This is a genomic window from Sphaerisporangium sp. NPDC004334 (genome assembly GCF_053602655.1).
Window position 1 is genome coordinate 202,160 of sequence record NZ_JBSGDZ010000015.1, and the last position, 21,286, is coordinate 223,445.

The 21,286-nt window shown below is 71.7% G+C and carries 18 protein-coding genes and 1 riboswitch; of the genes, 9 read left to right on the top strand and 9 right to left on the bottom strand.

Translation table 11 applies throughout. The annotated features are described in order from the left end of the window. Nucleotides 1-12: 12 nt before the first annotated feature. Nucleotides 13-657: a TetR/AcrR family transcriptional regulator gene (locus tag ACWEN6_RS21385; protein WP_452572129.1), complete on the top strand. Its 645-nt coding sequence runs from the start codon at nt 13-15 to the stop codon at nt 655-657. Here the strand turns inward: ACWEN6_RS21385 and ACWEN6_RS21390 are convergent. Then, nucleotides 605-1,801, bottom strand: coding sequence for a hypothetical protein (locus ACWEN6_RS21390; RefSeq protein WP_452572131.1), 1,197 nt, complete (start codon nt 1,799-1,801; stop codon nt 605-607). The genes ACWEN6_RS21385 and ACWEN6_RS21390 overlap by 53 nt on opposite strands. 237 nt (nt 1,802-2,038) lie before the next feature. On the opposite strand from ACWEN6_RS21390, the gene ACWEN6_RS21395 reads away from it, so the two are divergent. The 3 genes from ACWEN6_RS21395 to ACWEN6_RS21405 all read left to right on the top strand — a co-directional run bounded on the left by ACWEN6_RS21395 (nt 2,039) and on the right by ACWEN6_RS21405 (nt 7,181). After that, the gene (locus tag ACWEN6_RS21395; protein ID WP_452572133.1) at nt 2,039-4,429 is read left to right on the top strand and encodes a helicase-associated domain-containing protein; all 2,391 of its coding nucleotides are present in this window, start codon (nt 2,039-2,041) and stop codon (nt 4,427-4,429) included. Between the two features lie 72 nt (nt 4,430-4,501). Continuing rightward, the gene (locus ACWEN6_RS21400) at nt 4,502-5,356 is read left to right on the top strand and encodes a hypothetical protein (RefSeq protein WP_452572135.1); all 855 of its coding nucleotides are present in this window, start codon (nt 4,502-4,504) and stop codon (nt 5,354-5,356) included. A gap of 178 nt (nt 5,357-5,534) precedes the next feature. Next, the gene (locus ACWEN6_RS21405) at nt 5,535-7,181 is read left to right on the top strand and encodes a DNA repair helicase XPB (protein WP_452572137.1); all 1,647 of its coding nucleotides are present in this window, start codon (nt 5,535-5,537) and stop codon (nt 7,179-7,181) included. A 233-nt stretch (nt 7,182-7,414) separates the two neighbouring features. On the opposite strand, the gene ACWEN6_RS21410 is transcribed toward ACWEN6_RS21405, so the two are convergent. Further along, nucleotides 7,415-7,759: a hypothetical protein gene (locus ACWEN6_RS21410; protein WP_452572139.1), complete on the bottom strand. Its 345-nt coding sequence runs from the start codon at nt 7,757-7,759 to the stop codon at nt 7,415-7,417. 166 nt (nt 7,760-7,925) lie between these two features. Here ACWEN6_RS21410 and ACWEN6_RS21415 point away from each other — a divergent pair, with 166 nt between their 5' ends. The 3 genes from ACWEN6_RS21415 to ACWEN6_RS21425 all read left to right on the top strand — a co-directional run bounded on the left by ACWEN6_RS21415 (nt 7,926) and on the right by ACWEN6_RS21425 (nt 11,181). Then, nucleotides 7,926-9,977, top strand: a complete 2,052-nt coding sequence (locus ACWEN6_RS21415; protein ID WP_452572141.1) for a HelD family protein — start codon at nt 7,926-7,928, stop codon at nt 9,975-9,977. A gap of 26 nt (nt 9,978-10,003) precedes the next feature. Next, a complete protein-coding gene (locus tag ACWEN6_RS21420) occupies nt 10,004-10,438 on the top strand; it encodes a GNAT family N-acetyltransferase (RefSeq protein ID WP_452572143.1) in 435 nt (144 codons plus the stop codon). A gap of 104 nt (nt 10,439-10,542) precedes the next feature. Next, entirely contained in the window at nt 10,543-11,181 is a 639-nt protein-coding gene (locus ACWEN6_RS21425; RefSeq protein ID WP_452572145.1) for a TetR/AcrR family transcriptional regulator, read from the top strand. Between the two features lie 337 nt (nt 11,182-11,518). On the opposite strand, the gene ACWEN6_RS21430 is transcribed toward ACWEN6_RS21425, so the two are convergent. Together ACWEN6_RS21430 and ACWEN6_RS21435 are read right to left on the bottom strand one after the other, a co-directional pair. Further along, the gene (locus ACWEN6_RS21430; protein ID WP_452572147.1) at nt 11,519-11,863 is read right to left on the bottom strand and encodes a hypothetical protein; all 345 of its coding nucleotides are present in this window, start codon (nt 11,861-11,863) and stop codon (nt 11,519-11,521) included. Nucleotides 11,864-12,021: 158 nt separating this feature from the next. Beyond that, entirely contained in the window at nt 12,022-13,635 is a 1,614-nt protein-coding gene (locus ACWEN6_RS21435; RefSeq protein WP_452572149.1) for an FAD-dependent oxidoreductase, read from the bottom strand. Nucleotides 13,636-13,707: 72 nt separating this feature from the next. Between ACWEN6_RS21435 and ACWEN6_RS21440 the strand changes: the two genes are divergently transcribed. Further along, entirely contained in the window at nt 13,708-14,433 is a 726-nt protein-coding gene (locus tag ACWEN6_RS21440) for a TetR/AcrR family transcriptional regulator (protein ID WP_452572151.1), read from the top strand. A gap of 100 nt (nt 14,434-14,533) precedes the next feature. Here the strand turns inward: ACWEN6_RS21440 and groL are convergent, their stop codons facing one another. From groL to ACWEN6_RS21465, 5 genes are all read right to left on the bottom strand, one after another. Then, nucleotides 14,534-16,159 (bottom strand): chaperonin GroEL, encoded by a 1,626-nt coding sequence (groL, locus tag ACWEN6_RS21445; protein ID WP_354928562.1) that lies wholly within the window; start codon nt 16,157-16,159, stop codon nt 14,534-14,536. 395 nt (nt 16,160-16,554) lie between these two features. After that, nucleotides 16,555-16,755, bottom strand: coding sequence for a cold-shock protein (locus tag ACWEN6_RS21450; protein WP_354845365.1), 201 nt, complete (start codon nt 16,753-16,755; stop codon nt 16,555-16,557). Between the two features lie 393 nt (nt 16,756-17,148). Continuing rightward, nucleotides 17,149-17,424: a MoaD/ThiS family protein gene (locus tag ACWEN6_RS21455; RefSeq protein ID WP_354928565.1), complete on the bottom strand. Its 276-nt coding sequence runs from the start codon at nt 17,422-17,424 to the stop codon at nt 17,149-17,151. Nucleotides 17,425-17,437: 13 nt separating this feature from the next. Continuing rightward, nucleotides 17,438-18,730, bottom strand: coding sequence for a threonine synthase (gene thrC, locus ACWEN6_RS21460; protein ID WP_452572153.1), 1,293 nt, complete (start codon nt 18,728-18,730; stop codon nt 17,438-17,440). 15 nt (nt 18,731-18,745) lie between these two features. Further along, nucleotides 18,746-18,912: riboswitch (SAM riboswitch) on the bottom strand. A gap of 214 nt (nt 18,913-19,126) precedes the next feature. Next, complete coding sequence (locus ACWEN6_RS21465; protein WP_354845357.1) at nt 19,127-19,693, bottom strand: RNA polymerase sigma factor; 567 nt, start codon at nt 19,691-19,693, stop codon at nt 19,127-19,129. A gap of 164 nt (nt 19,694-19,857) precedes the next feature. Here ACWEN6_RS21465 and ACWEN6_RS21470 point away from each other — a divergent pair, with 164 nt between their 5' ends. Continuing rightward, nucleotides 19,858-21,285, top strand: a complete 1,428-nt coding sequence (locus tag ACWEN6_RS21470; RefSeq protein WP_354845354.1) for an alpha,alpha-trehalose-phosphate synthase (UDP-forming) — start codon at nt 19,858-19,860, stop codon at nt 21,283-21,285. Nucleotide 21,286: the final 1 nt, after the last annotated feature.

The window sequence follows — 21,286 nt, forward strand, 5'->3', positions numbered from 1 at the left end:
TGACCACGGGCAATGACCAGATCGACGCGCGAACGGATCATCGACGAGTCCCTCAGGCTCTTCGCCGAGCGCGGCTACTCGGCGACGTCGGTCGCCGAGATCGAGGCCGCCTCAGGGCTGTCCCCCGGGGCCGGCGGCCTGTACCGGCATTTCCGGTCCAAGTACGAGGTGCTGGCGGCCGCTATCAACGAGCACGCCGCCCGCACCCGTTCGCAGGTCACCGAGGCGCTGGTCGAGGTGGAGGCCGTCGGCACGTCGATACCGATCGAGGAGCGGCTGGACCGCCTGTGCCGGGCCGGGCTGGCCAAGGTCCGCGACGAGAGCCGGCTCACCCGCGTCTTCTTCCGCGACCTCAGCCAGTTCCCGGAGCTGGTCGCCGTCGTCCGCGAGGGCCTGCTCCAGCCCATGTTCGACGCGATCACGACGTGGTTCCGCACCCAGCCGGAGTACGCGGACGCCGACCTCGACTGGCCGGCGATCGGCGCCGTGCTGGGGGGCGCGGTGGTGCACTACCGGCTGTTCCAGGAGACCGTCGGCGAGCCTCCGGGACGAGCCGACCGCGACCGTTTCGTCGCCTCGTGGGTGCGCCTGTCGCTCGGGCTGCTCAGCGCAGGACGCCCAGCGTCTGCCGCCGGGGTGGCGGAGGTGGCGGGTTGAACAGGCGATAGGCCAGCCACGCCACGCCGCCTGCCGCGCCCAGCATGAACATCAGCCCGCTGACGTGCCAGAACGAGGTGACGAACGCCGTGAAGCCGTCGCCGGGCGTCTCAGGGGCCCGCAGGGCGCCGAGCAGGACGCCGCCCACGACATAGGCCGTGATCGGCGTGAACAGCCCCGTCATCCGGTCTTTGAACACCCAGGCGTCGCAGGACAGCACGGTCAGCGCGGCCAGCGCCCACACCAGCACGGGCACGGGGAAGATCGCGATGGACGGCAGGGGGAGCGGCACCAGCAGGCCCGACAGCAGCAGCAGGGCCATGCCCGCGACGGCGCGGCGGTCGTTGGCCAGGACGGTCCGCGCGTCGCGCCCGTCGGCGGCCTTGGGCACGGCCATCGCGCCCCGGCCGAACCGGCCCAGCAGCGGAGCCGGCGCGTCGCGCGGCACGGGACGGCGCGCTCCGGGGGCGGCGCCGCGGGGCAGCGGGCGCGGGGGCCTCGGCGGGCGGGGCGGCCGCACGGGACCCCTCGGCCGGCCGTCGTCCACCACGGCGGGAAGCACCTCGGTCGCCGAGTCGCCGAACTCGTCGCCGGCGGCGGAACCGGCGACAGGACCGGTCGCGGGGCCGGAGACCGGCACCGGGGGGAAGACCGACGTGGCGGCCTCCTCCACCGGCGCGACCGGCGGGCCCTCGGCTCCGTCCGGGCCGGGCCCCCCGCCCTGGGGCGACACGGAGGAGGCGGACGACGGGGAGCCGGGCCGTACGGAACCGGGCCGCGCGGACCCGGCGGCCGGACGCGACAGGGACGAAGGAGGGGACAGAGACGAAGGCCGGGACACGGCCCCAGGACGGCCGCCGCGGACGCCGCCGGGACGCCGCACGCCGGCGGCCCGCCGGGCGGGCTCGGGCTCGGCGCCGGTCAGCCGCGCGACCTCCCGCTGCAGCAGGACCGCGGGATCGCCGAACCGGGCGAGCACTCTGCGCACGGCCGCCGGGTCTTCGCTGCCCCGGCGTTCCTCCTCGATGCGTGCGCGCAACCGCTGCACGAAGTCGAGGCGCTGATCGGTGCGGAGCACGCCGTGGGCGGCGTCCGCCACCTTGGCGACGTACTCGAGGACCAGCTGATCGGCGCGCTCGATCACTCTCGCCATACTGCCCCAGCGCTCCGGCCCGCGCACCGTTTCGCGGAAATGACTATCCTCACCGCTCCCCATGCCTCGCCTACGCGCCTCCCGTCCGGACGCCGCCGCGGCCCGGCGCGGGCGAACACCGGTGATCAGGCTGGCGTACGACGGCCCATGGGCTCCTACCATGGAGGGGACGCTCCCACGGCGTGGGGCGTGCGGCGGATGCCGGTGGACAGGGGGTTCGGTGGAGCGATGAACACCGAGTTCACCGATTGGCTGCGCGGCCTCGGCGACGACCGGCTGCGGGCCCTGGTCGCGGCCCGTCCCGAGCTCATCACCCCGGTTCCCGCGCACGTGGAGGGCCTGGCGATCCGGGCGACCAGCCCGTCGGCCACCGGCAGGGCTTTGGACCGGCTCGACCGCTTCGCCCTGGCCGTGGTCGAGACGCTGCTGGTCATGACCGCCGAGGACGGTCCCGGCCTGTCGCAGGACGACCTGCGCGCGGCGATGGCCGGCGCGGTGCCCGAGCAGGATGCCGCGCGGCTGGACGGGCCGCTGCGCGAGGCCGTCGACGGGCTGCTGTCGCTCGGCCTGGTCTTCGGCCCCGCCTCGGCCCTGCGGCTGGCCCCCGGCGTGCGGGACGTCTCCGAGTCCCCTGCCGGGCTCGGACCGCCGGTGGCCGAGGTGTTCCGGCACCACCCGCCCGAACGGCTGCGCGAGCTGATCCAGGCCATCCACCGCGGCGACACCGGCCGCGAGGAGGCCGTCCCCGAGCGCCTGGCGGGCCTGCTCGCCGAGGGCGGCATCGTCGAGCGCCTGCTGAGCGACGTCGGCCCGCAGGCCCGCGCCGCGCTGGAGGAGCTCGCGTGGGGCCCGCCGACCGGCCGCCTGCCCAACGCCCGGCGTGAGGTCACCGTGGCCACCGCGCAGTCGCCGATCGAGCAACTGCTCGCCCGTGGCCTGCTCGCCGCGACCGGCGAAGAGAGCGTCGTCCTGCCCCGTGAGGTCGCGCTGGTGCTGCGCGGCGGGCGGGTGCACCGCGACCTGCGCCCGTGCGCCCCGCCGCTGGAGGGCGCCGAACGCGACCGGTCCCTGGCCGACCGCACGGCCGCCGGCCAGGCGTTCACCTTCGTGCGCATGGTCGAGGAGCTGTGCGAGCACTGGAGCGTGGACGGGCCGGGCGTTCTGCGCGCGGGCGGCGTCGCCGTGCGCGACCTGAAGCGCACCGCGCAGCTCCTGGACCTGCCCGAGTGGACGGCCGCCCTGGTGGTGGAGGTCGCCTACGCCGCGAGCCTGGTGGCCTCCAGCGCGCCGGTGGACGGCGAGTGGCTGCCCACGACCGGCTACGACGTCTGGCGGGTGAAGGCGACCGAGGACCGCTGGGAGGTGCTGGCGTCGAACTGGCTGGCCGGCGACCGCGTGCCCGGCCTGGTCGGCGAGCGGGACGACCGCGACCGCCTGCTGAACGTCCTGCATCCCGAGCTGCGCCGTCCGGCCGCGGCGGAGGTGCGGCTGCGGACGCTGCGGGTGCTCGCCTCGGCCGCCGCGGGGCTCGCCCCCTCCGCCGCCTCGGTGCGCGAGCGGCTGGCGTTCGAGCAGCCCCGCCGCCGGGGCGCCTACCGCGACCGGCTGGTCGACTTCACCCTGCGCGAGGCCGAGCAGCTCGGGCTCACCGGGCTCGGCGCGCTGTCCCGCTTCGGCCGCGTGCTGCTCCCACCGGCCACCGCGGGCGAGCCCGCCCGGCTGCTGGCGCCGCTGCTGCCCGAACCGGTCGACCACGTGCTGCTCCAGGCCGACCTGACGGCCGTCGCGCCGGGTCCGCTCACCAGCGAGCTGGGACGCTGGCTGTCGCTGGCCGCCGACGTCGAGTCGAAGGGCGGCGCGACGGTCTACCGGTTCGGCGAGGAGTCGGTCCGGCGGGCGCTGGACGCCGGGTCCAGCGCGGACGAGCTCCTCGCCACGCTCGAGAGGCATTCCACGACGCCGGTGCCGCAGCCGCTGCGCTACCTGGTGGCCGACGTCGCCCGCAGGCACGGCCGCGTCCGGGTCGGCACGGCGGGCTCCTACGTGCGCTGCGACGACCCGGCCGTGCTGGACGAGGTGATGGCCGACAAGCGGGCCGTGCCGCTGCGGCTGCGCCGGCTCGCGCCCACGGTGATCGCCTCGCGCAGCTCGCGGGCCGTGGTGGTCGACACGCTGCGGGCCCTCGGGTACTCCCCGGTCGCCGAGTCCTCCGAGGGCGACGTGCTGGTGACCCGGGCCGACGCCAAGCGCACCGACCGCCCGCCCGCGGCCCGCCCCGCGCCGGGCGCGGCCGGTCCCGAGGCCGACGTGGTGGCGGCGGCCGTCCGGGCGATCAGGGCCGGCGACGACGCCCACCAGGCGCGCAGGCAGACGGTGGCGGCCCCCGACGGGCAGGTGCCGCGTTCTCCTTCGACGGGCACGGTGATGGCGCTGCAGGAGGCCATCCGGCAGGGCACGCGCGTCTGGATCGGCTACATGGACTCCCAGGGGCACGCCACCAGCCGCATCCTGGAGCCGGCCCGCATGGAGGGCGGCTATCTGACCGCCTACGACGAGACCCGCGCGGCGGTCCACCGGTTCGCCTTGCACCGCATCACGGGCGTCGCCGACGTCAACTGACGGGCGCCCGCGCCGTCCACGGGGATCACGTTCCCGGCATTGCCGGGGCACGACAACCCCATGGCGTGGTAAATGTTGATCAGCTCCACCATCATCAGAATTGAGACGATCTTGAGCAGCGGCACTCCCGAGCCCGCCGGGCACTCCCCGAACGGCTGGCAGAGTCCCCACGGATCGCAGGGCGGGCAGGACGGCAACGGCGGCCCGTCGTCGCCTTACGACCAGGGATACGGCCGGCAGCAGTACGGCGGACCGACGCCGTACGACCAGAGCGGCCCCGCGCAGCAGCCCTACGACGCGTACGGCACGCCAGGGCAGGGGCCCTACGACCAGCAGCCCTACGGCTCCCCCGGGCAGCAGCCCTACGGCGCGCCCGCGCGGCAGCCCTATGACGCGTACGGCGCCGCGGGACAGCCGTACGACCAGCAGTACGGCCCCGCGGGGCAACCCTACGACCAGCAGTACGGCGCCTCCGGGCAGCCGTCCTACCCGGCCGGCGGGCAGCAGCCCTACGGCCAGCCCGGCTACGGCCAGCCGGGCTACGGCCAGCCGGGCTACGGCGACCCCGGTTACGGTCAGCAGGGTTATGGCCAGCCCGGTTCCGGCCAGCCCGGTTACGACCAGCAGTACGGATACGCGACCCCCTACCAGCCCTACGGTCACCCGGCCAGGCCGGCGGGCGACGGGCCGCGCACCCACGCCATCGTCGCCCTGGTCATCAGCATCGTGCTGGCCATGAGCTGCTATGTCTCGCTTGGTGGCATCGCCGGGGCCGTGCTGTCCGGCATCGCGCTCGGCAAGGTGGACACCGAGCCCGACCGCGCGCGGTCGCTGCTGAAGTGGGGCTGGGTCGCCATCGGCGTCAACATCGGCCTGGTGGTCATCGGCGTCGCCGTCCTCATCGTCGTCGGCGTCACCTCCAGTTGACCGCGAGGCGCCCTGGTCGCACGGCGGCCGGGCGCCCGCGGCCCTGGACATCTCCCGCGCAACGCCGTAGCGGCGTCAAGGCGCGGGAAAGCGGGACTGATCCGGGCCGCCGTCTTGTTGGATAAGCGGACGGGACCGCCGGCACGGTGGCCGTACGCGAACCCCAGGAGATCGAAACGTGTCTGATGGCCCGCTGATCGTCCAGTCGGACAAGACGCTGCTGCTCGAGGTCGAGCACGAGAGGGCGGACGACTGCCGCAAGGCGATCGCGCCGTTCGCCGAGCTCGAGCGGGCGCCCGAGCACGTCCACACCTATCGCGTCACCCCGCTCGCGCTGTGGAACGCCAGGGCCGCCGGGCATGACGCCGAGCAGGTCATCGACGCGCTGATCGGCTTCAGCCGCTACCCGGTGCCGCACGCCCTGCTGGTCGACATCGCCGAGACGATGTCCCGGTACGGCAGGCTCCGGCTGGAGAAGAGCGAGCACCACGGCCTGACGCTGACCAGCACCGACAAGGCCGTGCTGGAAGAGGTGCTGCGGTCCAGGAAGATCCAGCCGATGCTCGGCGAGCGCATCGGCGAGGACGTCGTGGCGGTGCACCCGAGCGAGCGCGGCAACATCAAGCAGGCCCTGCTGAAGATCGGCTGGCCCGCCGAGGACCTCGCGGGGTACGTCGACGGCGAGCACCACCCGATCACGCTGGCCGAGGATGGCTGGCACCTGCGCCCCTACCAGCGGGAAGCGGCCGACGCCTTCTGGCACGGCGGTTCGGGGGTCGTGGTGCTGCCGTGCGGCGCCGGCAAGACCCTCGTCGGCGCGGCGGCGATGGCGCACGCCGAGGCGACCACGCTGATCCTGGTGACCAACACCGTCTCCGCCCACCAGTGGAAGCAGGAGCTGCTCAAGCGCACCTCGCTCACCGAGAGCGAGATCGGCGAGTACACCGGGACCAAGAAGGAGATCCGCCCGGTCACCATCGCCACCTACCAGGTGATGACGACCCGCCGCCAGGGCGTGTACCGGCACCTGGAGCTGTTCGACGCCCGCGACTGGGGCCTGGTCATCTACGACGAGGTGCACCTGCTGCCCGCGCCGATCTTCCGGATGACCGCCGACCTGCAGGCCAGGCGGCGGGTGGGGCTGACCGCGACGCTGGTCCGCGAGGACGGCCGCGAAGGGGACGTGTTCTCCCTCATCGGCCCCAAGCGGTACGACGCGCCCTGGAAGGAGATGGAGAACCAGGGCTGGATCGCGTCGGCCGACTGCGTGGAGGTGCGGGTCACCCTCACCGACCAGGAGCGGCTGGCCTACGCCATGGCCGAGCCCGAGGAGCGCTACCGCTTCTGCGCGACGACCCCGTCCAAGGCGCACGTCACCGAGACGCTGGTGCGGCGGCACGCGGGCGAGCAGGTGCTGGTCATCGGCCAGTACATCGACCAGCTGGACGAGCTGGCCGAGCACCTCGACGCGCCGGTGATCAAGGGGGAGACGCGGGTCAAGGAGCGCGAGCGGCTGTTCCAGGCGTTCCGCGACAAGGAGATCAAGGTGCTGGTGGTCTCCAAGGTGGCGAACTTCTCGATCGACCTGCCGGAGGCGTCGGTGGCCATCCAGGTGTCGGGGACGTTCGGGTCGCGTCAGGAGGAGGCGCAGCGGCTCGGCCGGGTGCTGCGCCCGAAGGCGAGCGGCGGGGGCGCGCGCTTCTACTCCGTGGTCAGCCGGGACACCGTCGACCAGGACTTCGCGGCGCACCGCCAGCGGTTCCTGGCCGAGCAGGGATACGCGTACCAGATCATCGACGCGGACGACGTGCTCGCCAGCGAGTGACCTTCGCTGAGCGGCACGCCGCCGACCCCCCAACCCGTCCCAGGAAAGGCTCCCCCCAGGCGACGGGCATTCAGGTCCAGGAAATACCGTGGGCCCTGTTCAACCACATCACCCCCTCGCTTATTGGCTGCCTCGGCGCCAACTGCGACATACCCCCATGATTCAATCGAATCACAAGGTTTGTCCCGCTTTTTCAGGATTTTGAGAGAAGCTAACGCAACGTGTCGGCCACATCACCGACCGACTAACCCGCCGACGTAAAGCACGGCCAGGGCTATTAGCCAGGAAGCGGTCGCGATTCCCACAAGTATCAGCGACTTTTCTGGATATCTGCGCATTAGGGGTGGCAGAAGGCCGCCCGCCGTGCCGATGGCCCCGAGGAACGCGAAGAGGCCGGACAGCATCGACACCAGGGTCAGGCGGTCCATGCACGCGTCCGGCATCTCACCGGTCCCGCAGAACGCCGCCAGTCCCCAGCCCGCGAAGACCGACAAGGTCCACAGGCCGCCGAGCAGCATGTTCGCAAGAGCGGGAATGACCGGGGACACCGCCACCGGGGCTCGCATCGTCACCCTCACTCGAGTACCCAAAGGTCAAGACCAGGCAAACTCCGCACAAGCGTCGCATCGTACGCCCGTCGCTCCGGCGCGGCCGATGAGCACGCACCCCGAGCGGCGTAAGCATATAAGCTTGTGGGTTCGCTGCCTTTGTCAACCACCTCCGTCCCTCAAGGAGCGCTTCGGCATGCCCGGACACCAATTGGCCCCCGACATATCCGGCGACGACTCCACCAGCCACCCAGACGATCCCGCCGGCGTGCTGCGGGCGGAACGCGACCACCTGACCGCCTCCCGCGCCGCGCTGCGCGCCATGCGCGAACACGCCCAGTCGCTGTCCGCCGACGCCGCCGGCGACTGGGTCTCCCAGCAGGTGCTGCAGGGCCTGCTGGACCAGCGGGTCGCCGCCCTGGCCGACCACCCCGACACCCCGCTGTTCTTCGGCCGCCTCGACCGGGCCGGCGACGACGACCTGCCCCTGACCATCCACGTCGGCCGCCGCCACGTACACGACGACCACAGCCGGCCCCTGGTGATCGACTGGCGTGCGCCGGTCTCCCGCGCCTTCTACCAGGCGCGCCCGTCCGACCCGATGGGCGTGCTGCGCCGCAGGCGGTTCGGCTTCCACGGCGGCGAGCTGACCGCCTACGAGGACGAGCCCCTCGACCAGGGCGCCACGCTCCAGGAGTCGCGCATCCTCACCGAGGAGATCGAGCGGCCGCGCACCGGCCCCATGCGCGACATCGTCGCCACGATCCAGCCCGACCAGGACGAGATCGTCCGCGCCGAGGTCACCCAGACCGTCTGCGTGCAGGGCGCGCCCGGCACCGGGAAGACCGCCGTCGGCCTGCACCGCGCGGCCTACCTGCTGTTCACCCACCGCGAGAAGCTCGCCCGGTCCGGCGTGATGATCATCGGTCCGAACCGCGCCTTCCTCTCCTACATCTCCTCCGTCCTGCCCGCCCTCGGCGAGGTGAAGGTCGACCAGACCACCGTCGCCGGCATCCTCGGCGACCACGCCGCCCCCGAGGCGCCGGCCGTCGCGACGCTCAAGGGCGACGCCCGCATGGCGCCGGTGCTCCGCCGGGCGTTGTGGCTGCACATCAGCAAGCCCGAGGAGGGCCTGCTGATCACCCGGGGCGTCAACCGCTTCCGCGTCCCCGACCACGAGGTGCGCGAGATCGTCGCCTCGCTGCGCGGCACCACCCGGTACGGCCCGGGGCGCGCCGCCCTGGCCCAGCGGCTCGCGCACGCGGTGCTGGTGCGCATGGAGCAGCGCGGGGAGTCCCCCGACGACCGGGTGCAGGACGCCGTGGCCAGGTCCAAGCCCGTCAAGCAGCTCATCCACCAGATCTGGCCCCGGGTGACGCCCCAGCAGGTGCTGTTCCGGCTGCTGTCCGACGGCGACTTCCTCGCCGCCGCCGCCGCGAAGTCCGATCTGACGCCGGAGGAGTGCCAGAGGCTGCTCTGGGCCAAGCCCGCCCGGTCGTGGAAGTCCGCCCGATGGTCCGCCGCCGACGCCGCCCTGCTGGACGAGCTGGCCGACCTCATCGAGCGCACCCCCACCCTCGGGCACGTGGTCGTGGACGAGGCGCAGGACCTGTCGGCCATGCAACTGCGCGCGCTCGGCCGCCGCTGCCGCACCGGCTCGGCGACCGTCCTCGGCGACCTCGCCCAGGGCACCACCCCGTGGTCGGCCCGGTCCTGGGAGGAGGTGCTCGGCCACCTCGGCTTCGCCGAAGGCGCGGTGACCGAGCTGACCCTCGGCTTCCGCGTCCCCCGCGAGGTGCTCGACTTCGCCGCCCGCCTGCTCCCCTCGGTCGCCCCCACGCTCGCCGCCCCGAGGTCGCTGCGCCCCGGCGCCGGGTCGCTGTCCCTGCGCCGCACCGCCGACCTGGACGCCGGCCTGGCCGCGGCCGCCCGCGAGGCCGCCGAGCGCGAGGGCTCCATCGGCGTGATCGCCGCCGACGCCGCGACCGACGCCGTCGCCGCCGTCCTGGCCGCCACGGGCCTCCCGCACGACCTGCTCGGCCCGGACGGGGTCCCCGAGCAGCGCGTCTCGGTGATCCCGGCCTCGCTCGCCAAGGGCCTGGAGTACGACCACGTCATCGTCGTCGAGCCCGCCGACATCGCCGAAGCCGAGGACCGCGGCCTCGCCCGCCTCTACGTCGTCCTCACCCGGGCCGTCACCTCCCTCACCGTCCTGCACACCCGCGACCTGCCCGCCGAACTCACATAACGCCACAGTCGGTTAGCGTGGCCGTCGTGACTGATGCGATGCACGAGGCCCTCACGGTGCGGGCCGGGACGGCGCAGGACGTTGAGGCGGTGCTGGCGTTCTGGTCCCACGCCGCCGAGGGCACCGACCGGCGTGACAGCGAGCCGGCCGTTCGGCGGCTGATGGAGCGCGACCCCGAGGCCCTGCTGATCGCGGAGCTGGACGGGCGCATGGTGGGCACGGTGATCGCGGGATGGGACGGATGGCGCTGCCACCTGTACCGGCTGGCCGTCGATCCCGCCCACCGCCGCAGAGGCATCGCCCGCTTCCTGCTGGACACCGCCGAGAAGCGCTTCGCCGAGCACGGCGGGATGCGGGTCGACGCGATGGTCCTGGACGACAACACGCTCGCCCACCACGCCTGGACCGCGGCCGGCTACGTCCGCCAGCCCCAGTGGGGCCGCTGGGTCAAGCCACTGTGACCCCGCCGCGCCGCGGTCACATGTGACCCGGCCGCACGCCCCGGCGAACGTGGGGCGGCCCCATAGGTGGTGCCGCCCCATTTTCCTTGCCTAGGATCGGGCGCATGGAAGAACGGCTCGGCCTGCGCGAACGCAAGAAGCGCGAGACGCGGCAGCGCATCGCCGACATCGCCATGGGCCTGTTCATGATGCGCGGGTTCGACAACGTGACCGTTGCCGAGGTGGCCCGGGTGGCCGACGTCTCCGTCAACACGGTGTTCAACTACTTCAGGACCAAGGAAGACCTCTTCCTCGACCGCCAGGACGCCTTCGTCGAGCAGCCCAGCCGCATCGTCCGCGAGCGGCGCCCCGGCGAGTCCGTGATCGAGGCGCTGCGCCGCGACTACCTCCAGGCGCTCGACGAGGGCGACTGGCGCTCCGGGCTGAACGAGGGGGCCGAGGTCGTCACCCGCATGATCGACCAGAGCCCCTCGCTGCAGGCGCGCATGCGCGAGCTGTCCGAACGCCGGGAGGAGCGCCTGGCGGAGACCCTGGCGGAGGTGACCGGCGCCGCCGAGGACGACGTCATGCCGGTGCTGGCCGCCGCCCAGATCTGCGCGGTCACGCGGCGGCTGGCGGCGGACGGCGTGCGCCGCAAGGCGGCGGGGGAAGGCCACGAGCAGGTCGTCGCCGGCGTCCGCGCCCAGGCCCTGCTCGCCTTCGGCCTGCTGGAGAAGGGCCTCGGCCGCTACGGCGCCGGCTGAGCCTCGCGGCTCACCGGCGCCGCCGTTCCCCGGTTCGCGTGCCCACTCCCTTCCCCGTCGCCCCCGGTCAGCGCGCCCCGTCCCCTGTCCGTGGCCCCGGTTCGACGGCCCCGGTTCGTGGACCCCGTTCCCCCTTCCTTCCCCTCGCCCCCGGTCAGCGCGCCGCGTCCCCTGTTCGCGCCCCGTGTCCGTGGCCCGGTTCGTGGGCCCCGTTCCCCCCATCCTTCACGGTTCGCGTGCCCCGTTCCCCTTGGTTCACCTTCCATCCGCCCGGCGGCCCTCCCCGTTCGTTTCTCCCCGGGCGGCTTGCGTGTGCGACCGTGGGTATGCCGGACGGTCAGCTGGTGCAGGTGGCGAGGGCGGTCAGACCGCTCCAGGCCGCAGAGCCGTTCTGCGCGGTGATCGTCAGGATGTGGCGGTGGAAGGCGTCGGAGGAGGTGTCCAGCGAGGTGCCGGTCACGGTGACCCCGGCCTTGGGGGTGAAGGCGACGGTGTCGAGCAGCATGGTGGGCGCGTAGGACGGGCACACCAGGCGCATCGACGTGGTCGCGCCGGGGGCGATCGGGGTGTAGTTGGAGATCTTCGCGATGGTGGCGGCGGAGGCGGGGCCGGCGACGGCCAGCAGCCCTCCGGCCAGAGCGGTGGCGGCGGCGACGGCGCGGAGGCTGTGACGGACCTTCATGACGTTCTCCTCAGACTCGTGGATTCCCTGGAGGCGTGCCCGCCGCTGTCGCGGCCGGTCGCGCGTCCCGATGAACCAAGAGTGTCCGGGCGGGCTGGGAGGCCGCTTAAGGTCGCCTTGGCCGTATCCCGCCAGGTCGCCGCCGCGCTGGGAATCGGCTAACGCCGCTGGTCACCGGCGTCCGCGGCCGGTGCGCCGAGCCAGGTGGCCAGGGCCTTCTCCAGCGCGCCGCGGTCGTCCCGGTCCTGCTCACCGGCCCAGGCGACGATCCCGTCGGGCCGCAGGAACAGCCCGGTGAGCTCGGGACGCTCGTCCGCGCTCGCGGCGAGCACGGTCATCCGGTCGCGGTGGCTCTCGGCCAGGTCGCGCAGCTCGCCCTTGGGGTCCAGCAGCAGCGCCTTGCCGTCGTGCAGGTGGTCGGCCAGCCGCGATCCGTCGGACAGCTCCAGGTCGGGGGCACTGGCGCCGACCAGCGCGTGGTCGCCCGGCAGGTCGTACCGCTGCCAGACGCCGGAGATCTTCTTGGCGAAGTAGGTGGTGCCGGTGACGGTCTCGACCAGGTCGTTCACGACGCTCCGCAGGGCCCTGGCGCGGGGATCGGGGCGCATCAGCGCGACCTGGGCGCGGGTCCAGTCCAGCACCCAGGCCCCGATCGGGTGCCGTTCCGCGGTGTAGGTGTCGAGCAGGCCGTGCGGCGCCCAGCCGCGCACGGTCGCGGCGAGCTTCCAGCCCAGGTTCACCGCGTCGCCGAGGCCGAGGTTCAGTCCTTGGCCACCGAACGGCGAGTGCACGTGCGCGGCGTCACCGGCGAGCAGCACCCGGCCCAGCCGGTAGGTGGAGGCCTGGCGCGCGTTGTCGGTGAAGCGGGTGGCGGTCTTGATCGCGGTCACGGTCACCTCGACGCCGGTGACGTGCCGGATCGCCTCCTGCAGTTCCTCGCGGGTGACGGGGGTGTCGCGGTCGGCGCGCGGACCGGTGAACTGGACGGTGAGGATGCGTCCCGGGACGGGACCGTGCGCGTACACGCCGGTCGGGGTGGCGTGCCAGCCGACGCCCAGGCCCTCGGCGCCCTCCATCTCGCCGAGGACCTGGTAGGCGGTGATCTCGGGGTCGGTGCCGGGGAAGTCGAAGCCGGCGAGCTTCCTGACGACGCTGCGCCCCCCGTCGCAGCCGACCAGCCAGCGGGCCCGCACCCGGCCCGCGCTCGTCGAGACGGTGACGCCCTCGTCGTCGGCCGACAGATCGGTCAGCTCGGCGCCCCGCCGCACCTGGACGCCCAGCCGCGCGGCGTGCTCGCCGAGGATGCCCTCGATCTGCTGCTGGTTGACCAGGCCGATGTCCCCGGCCGGGCCGTGACCGGCGAGGTCGGGGTCGGCGTCGTCGAGCCGGGCCGCGTCCAGCATGATGCCGGCGAAGTGCCCGGCGAACTTCGGCGGCGTCCGCGGCGCCCGCGGGGGCCGTGCCTCCTCGGAGGCGTCGGCCGTTGCCGCCCGTCCGTCCCCGGCGCCCTCGCGATGGGCGGCCTGCTGCCGCATGAAGGCGGCGAAATGCTCCAGGTTGCGCTCCTGGGCCTCGCGGAGCGCCGGGAGCATGCCGCGCCGGTACAGCGCCTCGACGCTCGGCATGTTGAGCGCTCCGGCCTTGATCGTGGGGTCCACCTCCGTGAGCCGCTCGACCACCATGGCCGAGACGCCCCCGAGCGCGAGCTCGCAGGCCAGCATCAGCCCCACCGGACCGCCCCCGGCCACCACCACGTCCACGTCGTACGACATGCCGCCTCCAATTCCGTTCCTCGGCTAAAAACTTACTGTAACAGTAGTTTTTTAGCCACTATATTGGACAGCGTGGACACCGACCTCGGGCTTCGTGAACGCAAGAAGCGGCAGACCCGGCAGCTGATCTCGGACGTGGCCTCCGGCCTGTTCCTCATGCGCGGGTTCGACAACGTCACGGTGGCCGAGGTGGCGGAGGCGGCGAACGTCTCGGCCAAGACCGTGTTCAACTACTTCCCGCGCAAGGAGGACCTGTTCCTCGACCGGGTCCCCGAGATGGTCGAGCTGGTCACCCGGGCGGTCCGCGACCGGCCCGAGGGCTGCCCGCCACTGGCGGCGCTGCGCCGTCTGATCTTCGAGCTGCTGCGAAGCGGTCATGCCCTGTCGGGCATCAGGGAAGGCCAGCAGGCCTTCTGGCAGGTCATCCTGGACTCCCCGGCGCTGCGGGCCAGGGTGCGGGAGGCACTGGAGGACCTGGAGGCGCTGATCGCCGCCCTGCTCGCGGAGGCGACCGGCCCCGGCCCTGGCGACGCCGACGCCGGCCCTGGCGACGTCGATGCCGGGTCCCGTGACGTCCACGGCGGCGCCGGCTCAGGGAACGTCGGTGGCGGCCCCGGCTCAGGGGACGTCGATGCCGAGCTGGCCGCCGCGCTGTTCCTGGCCGCCTACCGCACGGTGTACGTCGCGAGCGCGCGGCGGATGATGGCCGGGGAGCGCGCGGCCGAGGTCGTGCCCGACCACCTGGCCCTGCTGGAGCGGGCCTTCGACGCCGTCGAGCGGGCCTGCCCCGGCTTCTGAGGGGAGCCCGCGCCGAAAGGACGAGCCCGCGCGGACGCCGAAAGGGCCGCCCCCGGACGAATCCGGAAGCGGCCCTTTCGATGTGGCGTGAGCCGGAGGCTCAGAAGTCCATGTCGCCGCCGCCGGGCATGGCGGGAGCGGCAGGGGTCTTCTCGGGCTTCTCGGCGATGACGGCCTCGGTGGTGAGGAAGAGCGCCGCGATGGAGGCGGCGTTCTGCAGCGCCGAACGGGTGACCTTGGCCGGGTCGATGATGCCGGCCTCGAGCATGTTGACGTACTCGCCGGTCGCGGCGTTGAGGCCGACGCCCGTCTCGAGGTTGCGCACACGCTCGACCACGACGCCGCCCTCGAGGCCGGCGTTGACGGCGATCTGCTTCAGCGGCTCCTCGAGCGCCTTGCGGACGATCGCGGCGCCGGTGGCCTCGTCGTTGAACAGCTCGAGCTTGTCGAAGGCCTTGGCGCCCGCCTGGAGCAGGGCCACGCCACCGCCGGGCACGATGCCCTCCTCGACGGCCGCCTTGGCGTTGCGCACGGCGTCCTCGATGCGGTGCTTGCGCTCCTTGAGCTCGACCTCGGTCGCCGCGCCGGCCTTGATGACGGCGACGCCGCCGGCCAGCTTGGCCAGACGCTCCTGGAGCTTCTCGCGGTCGTAGTCGGAGTCGGTGTTCTCGATCTCGGCGCGGATCTGGTTGACCCGGCCGGCGATCTGCTCGGGGTCGCCCGCACCGTCGACGATGGTGGTCTCGTCCTTGGTGATGATGACCTGGCGCGCGCGGCCGAGCAGGTCGAGGGTGGCGGTCTCGAGCTTGAGGCCCACGTCCTCGCTGATCGGCTGGCCACCGGTGAGGATGGCGATGTCGCCGAGCATGGCCTTGCGGCGGTCGCCGAAGCCGGGGGCCTTGACGGCCACGGACTTGAACAGGCCGCGGATCTTGTTGACGACCAGGGTGGCCAGGGCCTCGCCCTCGACGTCCTCAGCGATGATCACCAGCGGCTTGCCGGCCTGCACGACCTTGTCGAGCAGCGGGAGGAGGTCCTTGTTGGCCGACACCTTGGAGTTGACGATCAGGAGGTAGGGGTCGTCGAGGACCGCCTCCATGCGCTCCGGGTCGGTCACGAAGTAACCGGAGATGTAGCCCTTGTCGAAGCGCATACCCTCGGTGAGCTCGAGCTCCAGGCCGAAGGCGTTGCTCTCCTCGACGGTGATGACGCCTTCCTTGCCGACCTTGTCCATGGCCTCGGCGATCATCTCGCCGATCTGGGTGTCGCCGGCGGAGATGGAGGCGGTGGAGGCGATCTGCTCCTTGGTCTCCACATCCTTGGCGATCTTGGAGAGCTCCTCGCTGACGCGCTCGACGGCGGCCTCGATGCCCTTCTTCAGGGACATCGGGTTGGCGCCGGCGGCGACGTTGCGCAGGCCCTCGCGTACCAGCGCCTGGGCGAGCACGGTGGCGGTGGTGGTGCCGTCACCCGCGACGTCGTCGGTCTTCTTCGCGACCTCCTTGACGAGCTCGGCCCCGATCTTCTCCCACGGGTCCTCGAGCTCGATCTCCTTGGCGATGGAGACACCGTCGTTGGTGATGGTGGGAGCGCCCCACTTCTTCTCCAGCACGACGTTGCGGCCCTTGGGACCCAAGGTCACCTTGACGGCATCGGCGAGCTGGTTCATACCGCGCTCGAGACCGCGCCGGGCGTCCTCGTTAAACGCGATCATCTTGGCTGCCATACGGCTAGACCTCCCAGATACAGGGTGGCTTGCAGCGGATCGAGCCGACGCCCGCGACGGCATGAAACCCGCGCCTCCACGGCACCTGTCGCCGTGGATCGCCAGGCCCCATCGCCTCGATCCAGGTTTGTCACTCTCGACAGGAGAGTGCCAACGAACTGTTTAGCACTCTACCCGGTCGAGTGCAAGCGACAACCCCTATGACCTGGGCGGCACAAGGATTTCTCCGACCGTATGCCGAATATTGGGCCCGCCCCCACAGGGTAGGCGGTACAGCCCCGCAGGCTGACATGAAGGAAGGCCCGGCCCGTCTTGGTGCATGACAGACCGAACCTTCCAGCTACTGACGGGGAGAGACTAGTGGATCTTCGTCCGGCCGGGCGACGCCGGCCACGTCACACAGTGCGAACGGACTCCGCCTGCGGGCCCTTCTGCCCCTGCGTGATCTCGAACTCCACCCGCTGACCCTGCTCTAGGGACCGGTATCCCTCGGACAGGATCGCTGAGTAGTGGACAAACACGTCCTTACCACCGTCTACCGCGATGAAGCCGTAGCCCTTGTCCGCGTTAAACCATTTGACGGTGCCCTGCGCCACTTTCCGACTCCTCTTGCTGGGCTCCGGACCCCGCCCACTCCTCCGCGAGGTCCGTGACCTTCGGAGCCGAGACGCATGCGAACTCCTCGGCTACGTCGATCGTTCTCGACCATACCTGTGGCAAGGGTTGAAGCAACAGAGTCAATCGGGAAACTACTACTTGACGTTCGCTCTCAGCGGCACTCGGCTATTTCCCGCTCGCGTTTAGTTAGTTGACAATTACACTAACGGAGGACCCGGTAATCACTTCTATTATGATAGTCGTCCCGCTACCGGGCCCCCCTTGCGGACATGGCGACGCCCATGCGTCCAGCTAGGACGCATGGGCGTGATGTGACTGATGGGGCCGGTGAGACTTGAGCCCTCCTCACAAAGGCCAGAAGGGCGCGGAGGTCAGCCCCCGGCGACGGCGGGGATCACCGAGATGTTGGTTCCTTCGGGGGTTGCGGTGTCGAGACCGTCGACGAATCGGACGTCCTCTTCTCCGACATACACGTTGACAAAACGGCGGATCTTGCCCGTTTCGTCCAGAATACGAGCCCCGATTCCCGGGAAGTCGGCGTCGAGCTTCTGGAGCACCTCGCGCAGGGTCGCCCCGTCACTGCTCACCTCCGACGCACCGTCGGTGTAGGTGCGAAGAATCGTCGGAATCCGCACAGAAACGCTCATTTATCGGGCCCTTTCAGGAGTGGTCGGCGACAGCCGTACGAAATGCGTCGAGCGAAGGACGGATGACCGCGGTGGGCCTCGCCTCGGCGGAGACCGCGTCGAGCGTCTTGAGGCCGTCCCCGGTGTTGAGCACCACCGTCTCGGCCTCGGGGTCGAGCAGGCCGTTGGAGACGAGTTTGCGCAGCACGCCGACGGTCACGCCGCCGGCGGTCTCGGCGAAGATGCCCTCGGTGCGCGCCAGCAGCCGGATGGCGTCCACCACCTCGGCGTCGGTGACGTCCTCCACCGCGCCGCCGCTGCGACGAGCGATGTCGAGCACGTACGGGCCGTCGGCCGGGTTGCCGATGGCGAGCGACTTGGCGATGGTGTCGGGCTTGACGGGGCGCACGATGTCGTGGCCCGCCTTGAAGGCCGCCGACACCGGCGAACAGCCCTCGGCCTGCGCGCCGAAGACCTTGTAGGGGCGGTCCTCGACCAGGCCGAGCTTGATCAGCTCCCGGAATCCCTTGTCGATCTTGGTGAGCTGGGAGCCGGAGGCCACCGGGATGACGATCTGCTCGGGCAGGCGCCAGCCGAGCTGCTCGGCGATCTCGAAGGCCAGCGTCCTGGACCCCTCGGCGTAGTACGGCCGGAGGTTCACGTTGACGAAGCCCCACTTGTCGCCCAGCGGGTCGCCGATGAGCTCGGAGCAGAACCGGTTGACGTCGTCGTAGGTGCCCTCGATGCCCACCAGCCGGCCGCCGTACACCGAGGCCATGACGATCTTGGCCTCTTCGAGGTCGGACGGGACGAACACGCAGGCGTCCAGCCCCGCGCGCGCCGCCGCTGCCGTCACCGCGCCCGCGAGGTTGCCCGTGGAGGAGCACGACAAGGTGTGGAAGCCGAAGTTGCGCGCGGCCTCCAGCGCGATGGCGACGACCCGGTCCTTGAACGAGTGGGTCGGGTTGCCGGAGTCGTCCTTGACATGCAGGCTGCGCAGGCCCAGTTCGCGAGCCAGGTTGTCGGCCTTGACCAGCTTGGTCCAGCCGGGGGCCAGGTTGGGCCGGGAGGCGACGTCGGCGGGCACCGGCAGCAGCCCGCGGTAGCGCCAGATGTTGCTCGGACCCGAGGCGATCTGCTCACGGGTCACCGCCGTCCCGGTCTCGCCGGGAGAGCTCCAGGTGTAGGCCACTTCGAGTGGCCCGAAACACTCGGCACAGGCGAAGATCGGTCCCAGGTCGAACCTGGTGCCGCATTCGCGGCACGAGAGAGCGACGGCGGGGCCGAAGTCGAGCGTGGTCGTTGTCTCAGCTGTTGCGAGCGCCATGAAGCGAGGCCTTTCCCCTCATCTTCGCCCGGACCACCTTGGTCACGGGCCGGAATTGGCACCTGTCCCGGCCGGTCTCACTGGTCTTTGAGTGCCGCGTCGTTCGGCAGACGCGGATGACCACAGCCGGGAGGGTTGCCGGGGCTTCGCAGGGCCGGTCCCTCCACCCCTCTGGATGAGCAATATGAAGTTGTGATCCCGCCTGTATCACAAGCAGGCCTTAAGAACTGTACCTCGCCCACCGGCGCGGACGGCCGTCCGTCTCATTCTCCGAGACGTGAGAGCACGATGGGAGAAACCGAAGCCGCAGGTGAGCACGTTGCGAGAAGCGTTGCGAGAAGCTCTGTCCCAGAACAGCGCAGGCAGGAGAGGGCGCGTGACGCACCGCGCGGGCCGCTAGGCGAAGGGCCGGCCGTAGGCGTCGCCGAGCGCCGCCTGGACGTACTTGCGCGCCTGGTGGATGCGCGACTTGGCCGTCCCCAGCGGGATGCCCAGCTGCTCGGCGACCTCGTTGTAGTCGAGCTGGCAGATGTCGCGCAGCACCAGGGCCTGGGCCAGCTCGGGCTTGTCGGCCTCCAGGGACTCCATCGCGTCGAGCAGGTCGAGCCGCGACCCGGCGATGACGCTGACCCTGCGCGGGTCGGCCCGCAATTCGGGCAGTTCATCGGCCGTCTGCTCGGCCGCACGGCGCTTGAGGGTGCGGTAGGTCGTGCGGGCGCAGTTGGTCGTCACGATGTGCAGCCAGGTGGAGAAGCGGGCTCGCCCCTCGAACCGCCCGATGTTGCGCGCCACGGCCAGCAGGGTGTCCTGGCAGGCCTCCTCGGCGTCCTGGTGGTACGGCAGCAGCCGCGAGCAGTGGCGCAGCACGTCGGCCTCGATGCGGCGCAGGAGCTCACCCAGCGAACGGTGGTCGCCCGCGGCGGCCGCTCGGGCCAGATCCTCGGTCGTCTCGTCAAGCGCCATGCCGGAGCTCCTCTCGACCGCCTGCGGCCAGCCCTGACCTGACCGCCAACCCATCTTATTGGGAGCGTTAAATTCAATTAATCTGCGGCCAGGTGCGCGTCACAGCGGAGATGAACCGGCGAGGGACGACCGCCGCAGGGCGGACGAGGAGTGGTGATGGGCGGATGAACACAGTTCTGCTGGCCTCCAACAGGGGGCCCGTGTCGTTCACGCTCGCCGATGACGGCACGCTGACGATGCGCCGCGGTGGGGGCGGCATGGTCTCCGGCCTGTCCGAGGTGGCCAAGGACGCCGAGGTGCTGTGGGTGTGCGCCGCGCTGTCCGACGGCGACCGCAGCGCCGTGCGGCTGGCGTCGGGCGGGCGCCTGGACCAGGCCGGCTACGACACCGGCCCGGTGCGCATGCTGGACATTCCGCCCGCGACGTTCCACCGGGCCTACAACGCGGTGGCCAACTCCACGTTGTGGTTCGTCAACCACCTGCTGTACGACACGCCCAACTCGCCGCAGTTCGACATGCGCTTCCGCCGGGAGTGGGAGTCCTACCAGGACTACAACGCCGCGTTCGCGCTGGCGCTGGCCGAGGAGGCCGCGCACGGAGCCCGCGCGATGATCCAGGACTACCACCTGACGCTCGCCCCGGCGATGCTGCGGGTGGAGCGCCCCGACCTGCGCATCTCCCACTTCTCGCACACCCCGTGGGCGCCGCCGGAGTACTTCTCGCTGCTGCCCGACGACATCGCGGCCGAGCTGCTGACCGGCATCCTCGGCGCCGACCAGGCCGGCTTCCTGACCGCGCGCTGGGCGTCGGCGTTCATGGACTGCTGCGAGACCCTGCTCGGCGCCCAGGTCGACCGCGTCCAGCGCACGATCACCTACGAGGGACGCACGACCCGCATCGGCGTGCACCCTCTCGGGGTCGACGGTGACGCGCTGTGGGCGCGGGCCCTGGAGCCGGACGTCGAGTCGCACATGCTGGCCCTGCGCGAGCGGGTGGGCGACCGCAAGCTCATCGTGCGCATCGACCGCACCGAGCTGTCCAAGAACATCGTCCGGGGGCTGTCGGCCTACCGGCAGTTCCTCGCCGACCATCCCGAGTGGCACGGCAAGGTCGTGCACCTGGCCTTCGCCTACCCCTCCCGGCACGACCTGCCCGAATACCGCGAGTACACCGCCGCCGTGCAGCGGTGCGCCAAGCAGATCGAGGACGAGTTCGCCGGCGAGGACTGGGACCCGCTGATCCTCAACGTGGACGACGACTACGCCCGCTCGCTCGCCGCCTATCGCCTGGCCGACGTGCTGCTGGTGAACCCCATCCGCGACGGCATGAACCTCGTCGCCAAGGAGGGCCCCATCCTCGCGCCCAACTGCGCGCTGGTGCTGTCCAGGGAGGCCGGGGCCGCCGCCGAGCTGGGCCGGGACGCGCTGATGGTCAACCCCTACGACGTCTCGGGCACGGCCGGCGCCCTGTACGAGGCGCTGATGCTCCCCGAGGAGGAGCGCGCCAAGCGCGGCACCCGCCTGCGCGCGGCGGCCACGGCTCTGCCCCCGCGCCAGTGGTTCGCCGACCAGCTCGCCGCCCTCGACCGCTGAC

Excerpts from the sequence above, each read along its gene's own strand:
- ACWEN6_RS21385 (WP_452572129.1), top strand. The coding sequence starts at position 13 with ATGACCAGATCGACGCGCGAACGGATCATCGACGAGTCCCTCAGGCTC.
- ACWEN6_RS21395 (WP_452572133.1), top strand. The coding sequence starts at position 2,039 with ATGAACACCGAGTTCACCGATTGGCTGCGCGGCCTCGGCGACGACCGG.
- ACWEN6_RS21400 (WP_452572135.1), top strand. The coding sequence starts at position 4,502 with ATGTTGATCAGCTCCACCATCATCAGAATTGAGACGATCTTGAGCAGC.
- ACWEN6_RS21415 (WP_452572141.1), top strand. The coding sequence starts at position 7,926 with ATGCCCGGACACCAATTGGCCCCCGACATATCCGGCGACGACTCCACC.
- ACWEN6_RS21425 (WP_452572145.1), top strand. The coding sequence starts at position 10,543 with ATGGAAGAACGGCTCGGCCTGCGCGAACGCAAGAAGCGCGAGACGCGG.
- ACWEN6_RS21430 (WP_452572147.1), bottom strand. The coding sequence starts at position 11,863 with ATGAAGGTCCGTCACAGCCTCCGCGCCGTCGCCGCCGCCACCGCTCTG.
- ACWEN6_RS21435 (WP_452572149.1), bottom strand. The coding sequence starts at position 13,635 with ATGTCGTACGACGTGGACGTGGTGGTGGCCGGGGGCGGTCCGGTGGGG.
- groL (WP_354928562.1), bottom strand. The coding sequence starts at position 16,159 with ATGGCAGCCAAGATGATCGCGTTTAACGAGGACGCCCGGCGCGGTCTC.
- ACWEN6_RS21455 (WP_354928565.1), bottom strand. The coding sequence starts at position 17,424 with ATGAGCGTTTCTGTGCGGATTCCGACGATTCTTCGCACCTACACCGAC.
- thrC (WP_452572153.1), bottom strand. The coding sequence starts at position 18,730 with ATGGCGCTCGCAACAGCTGAGACAACGACCACGCTCGACTTCGGCCCC.
- ACWEN6_RS21465 (WP_354845357.1), bottom strand. The coding sequence starts at position 19,693 with ATGGCGCTTGACGAGACGACCGAGGATCTGGCCCGAGCGGCCGCCGCG.
- ACWEN6_RS21470 (WP_354845354.1), top strand. The coding sequence starts at position 19,858 with ATGAACACAGTTCTGCTGGCCTCCAACAGGGGGCCCGTGTCGTTCACG.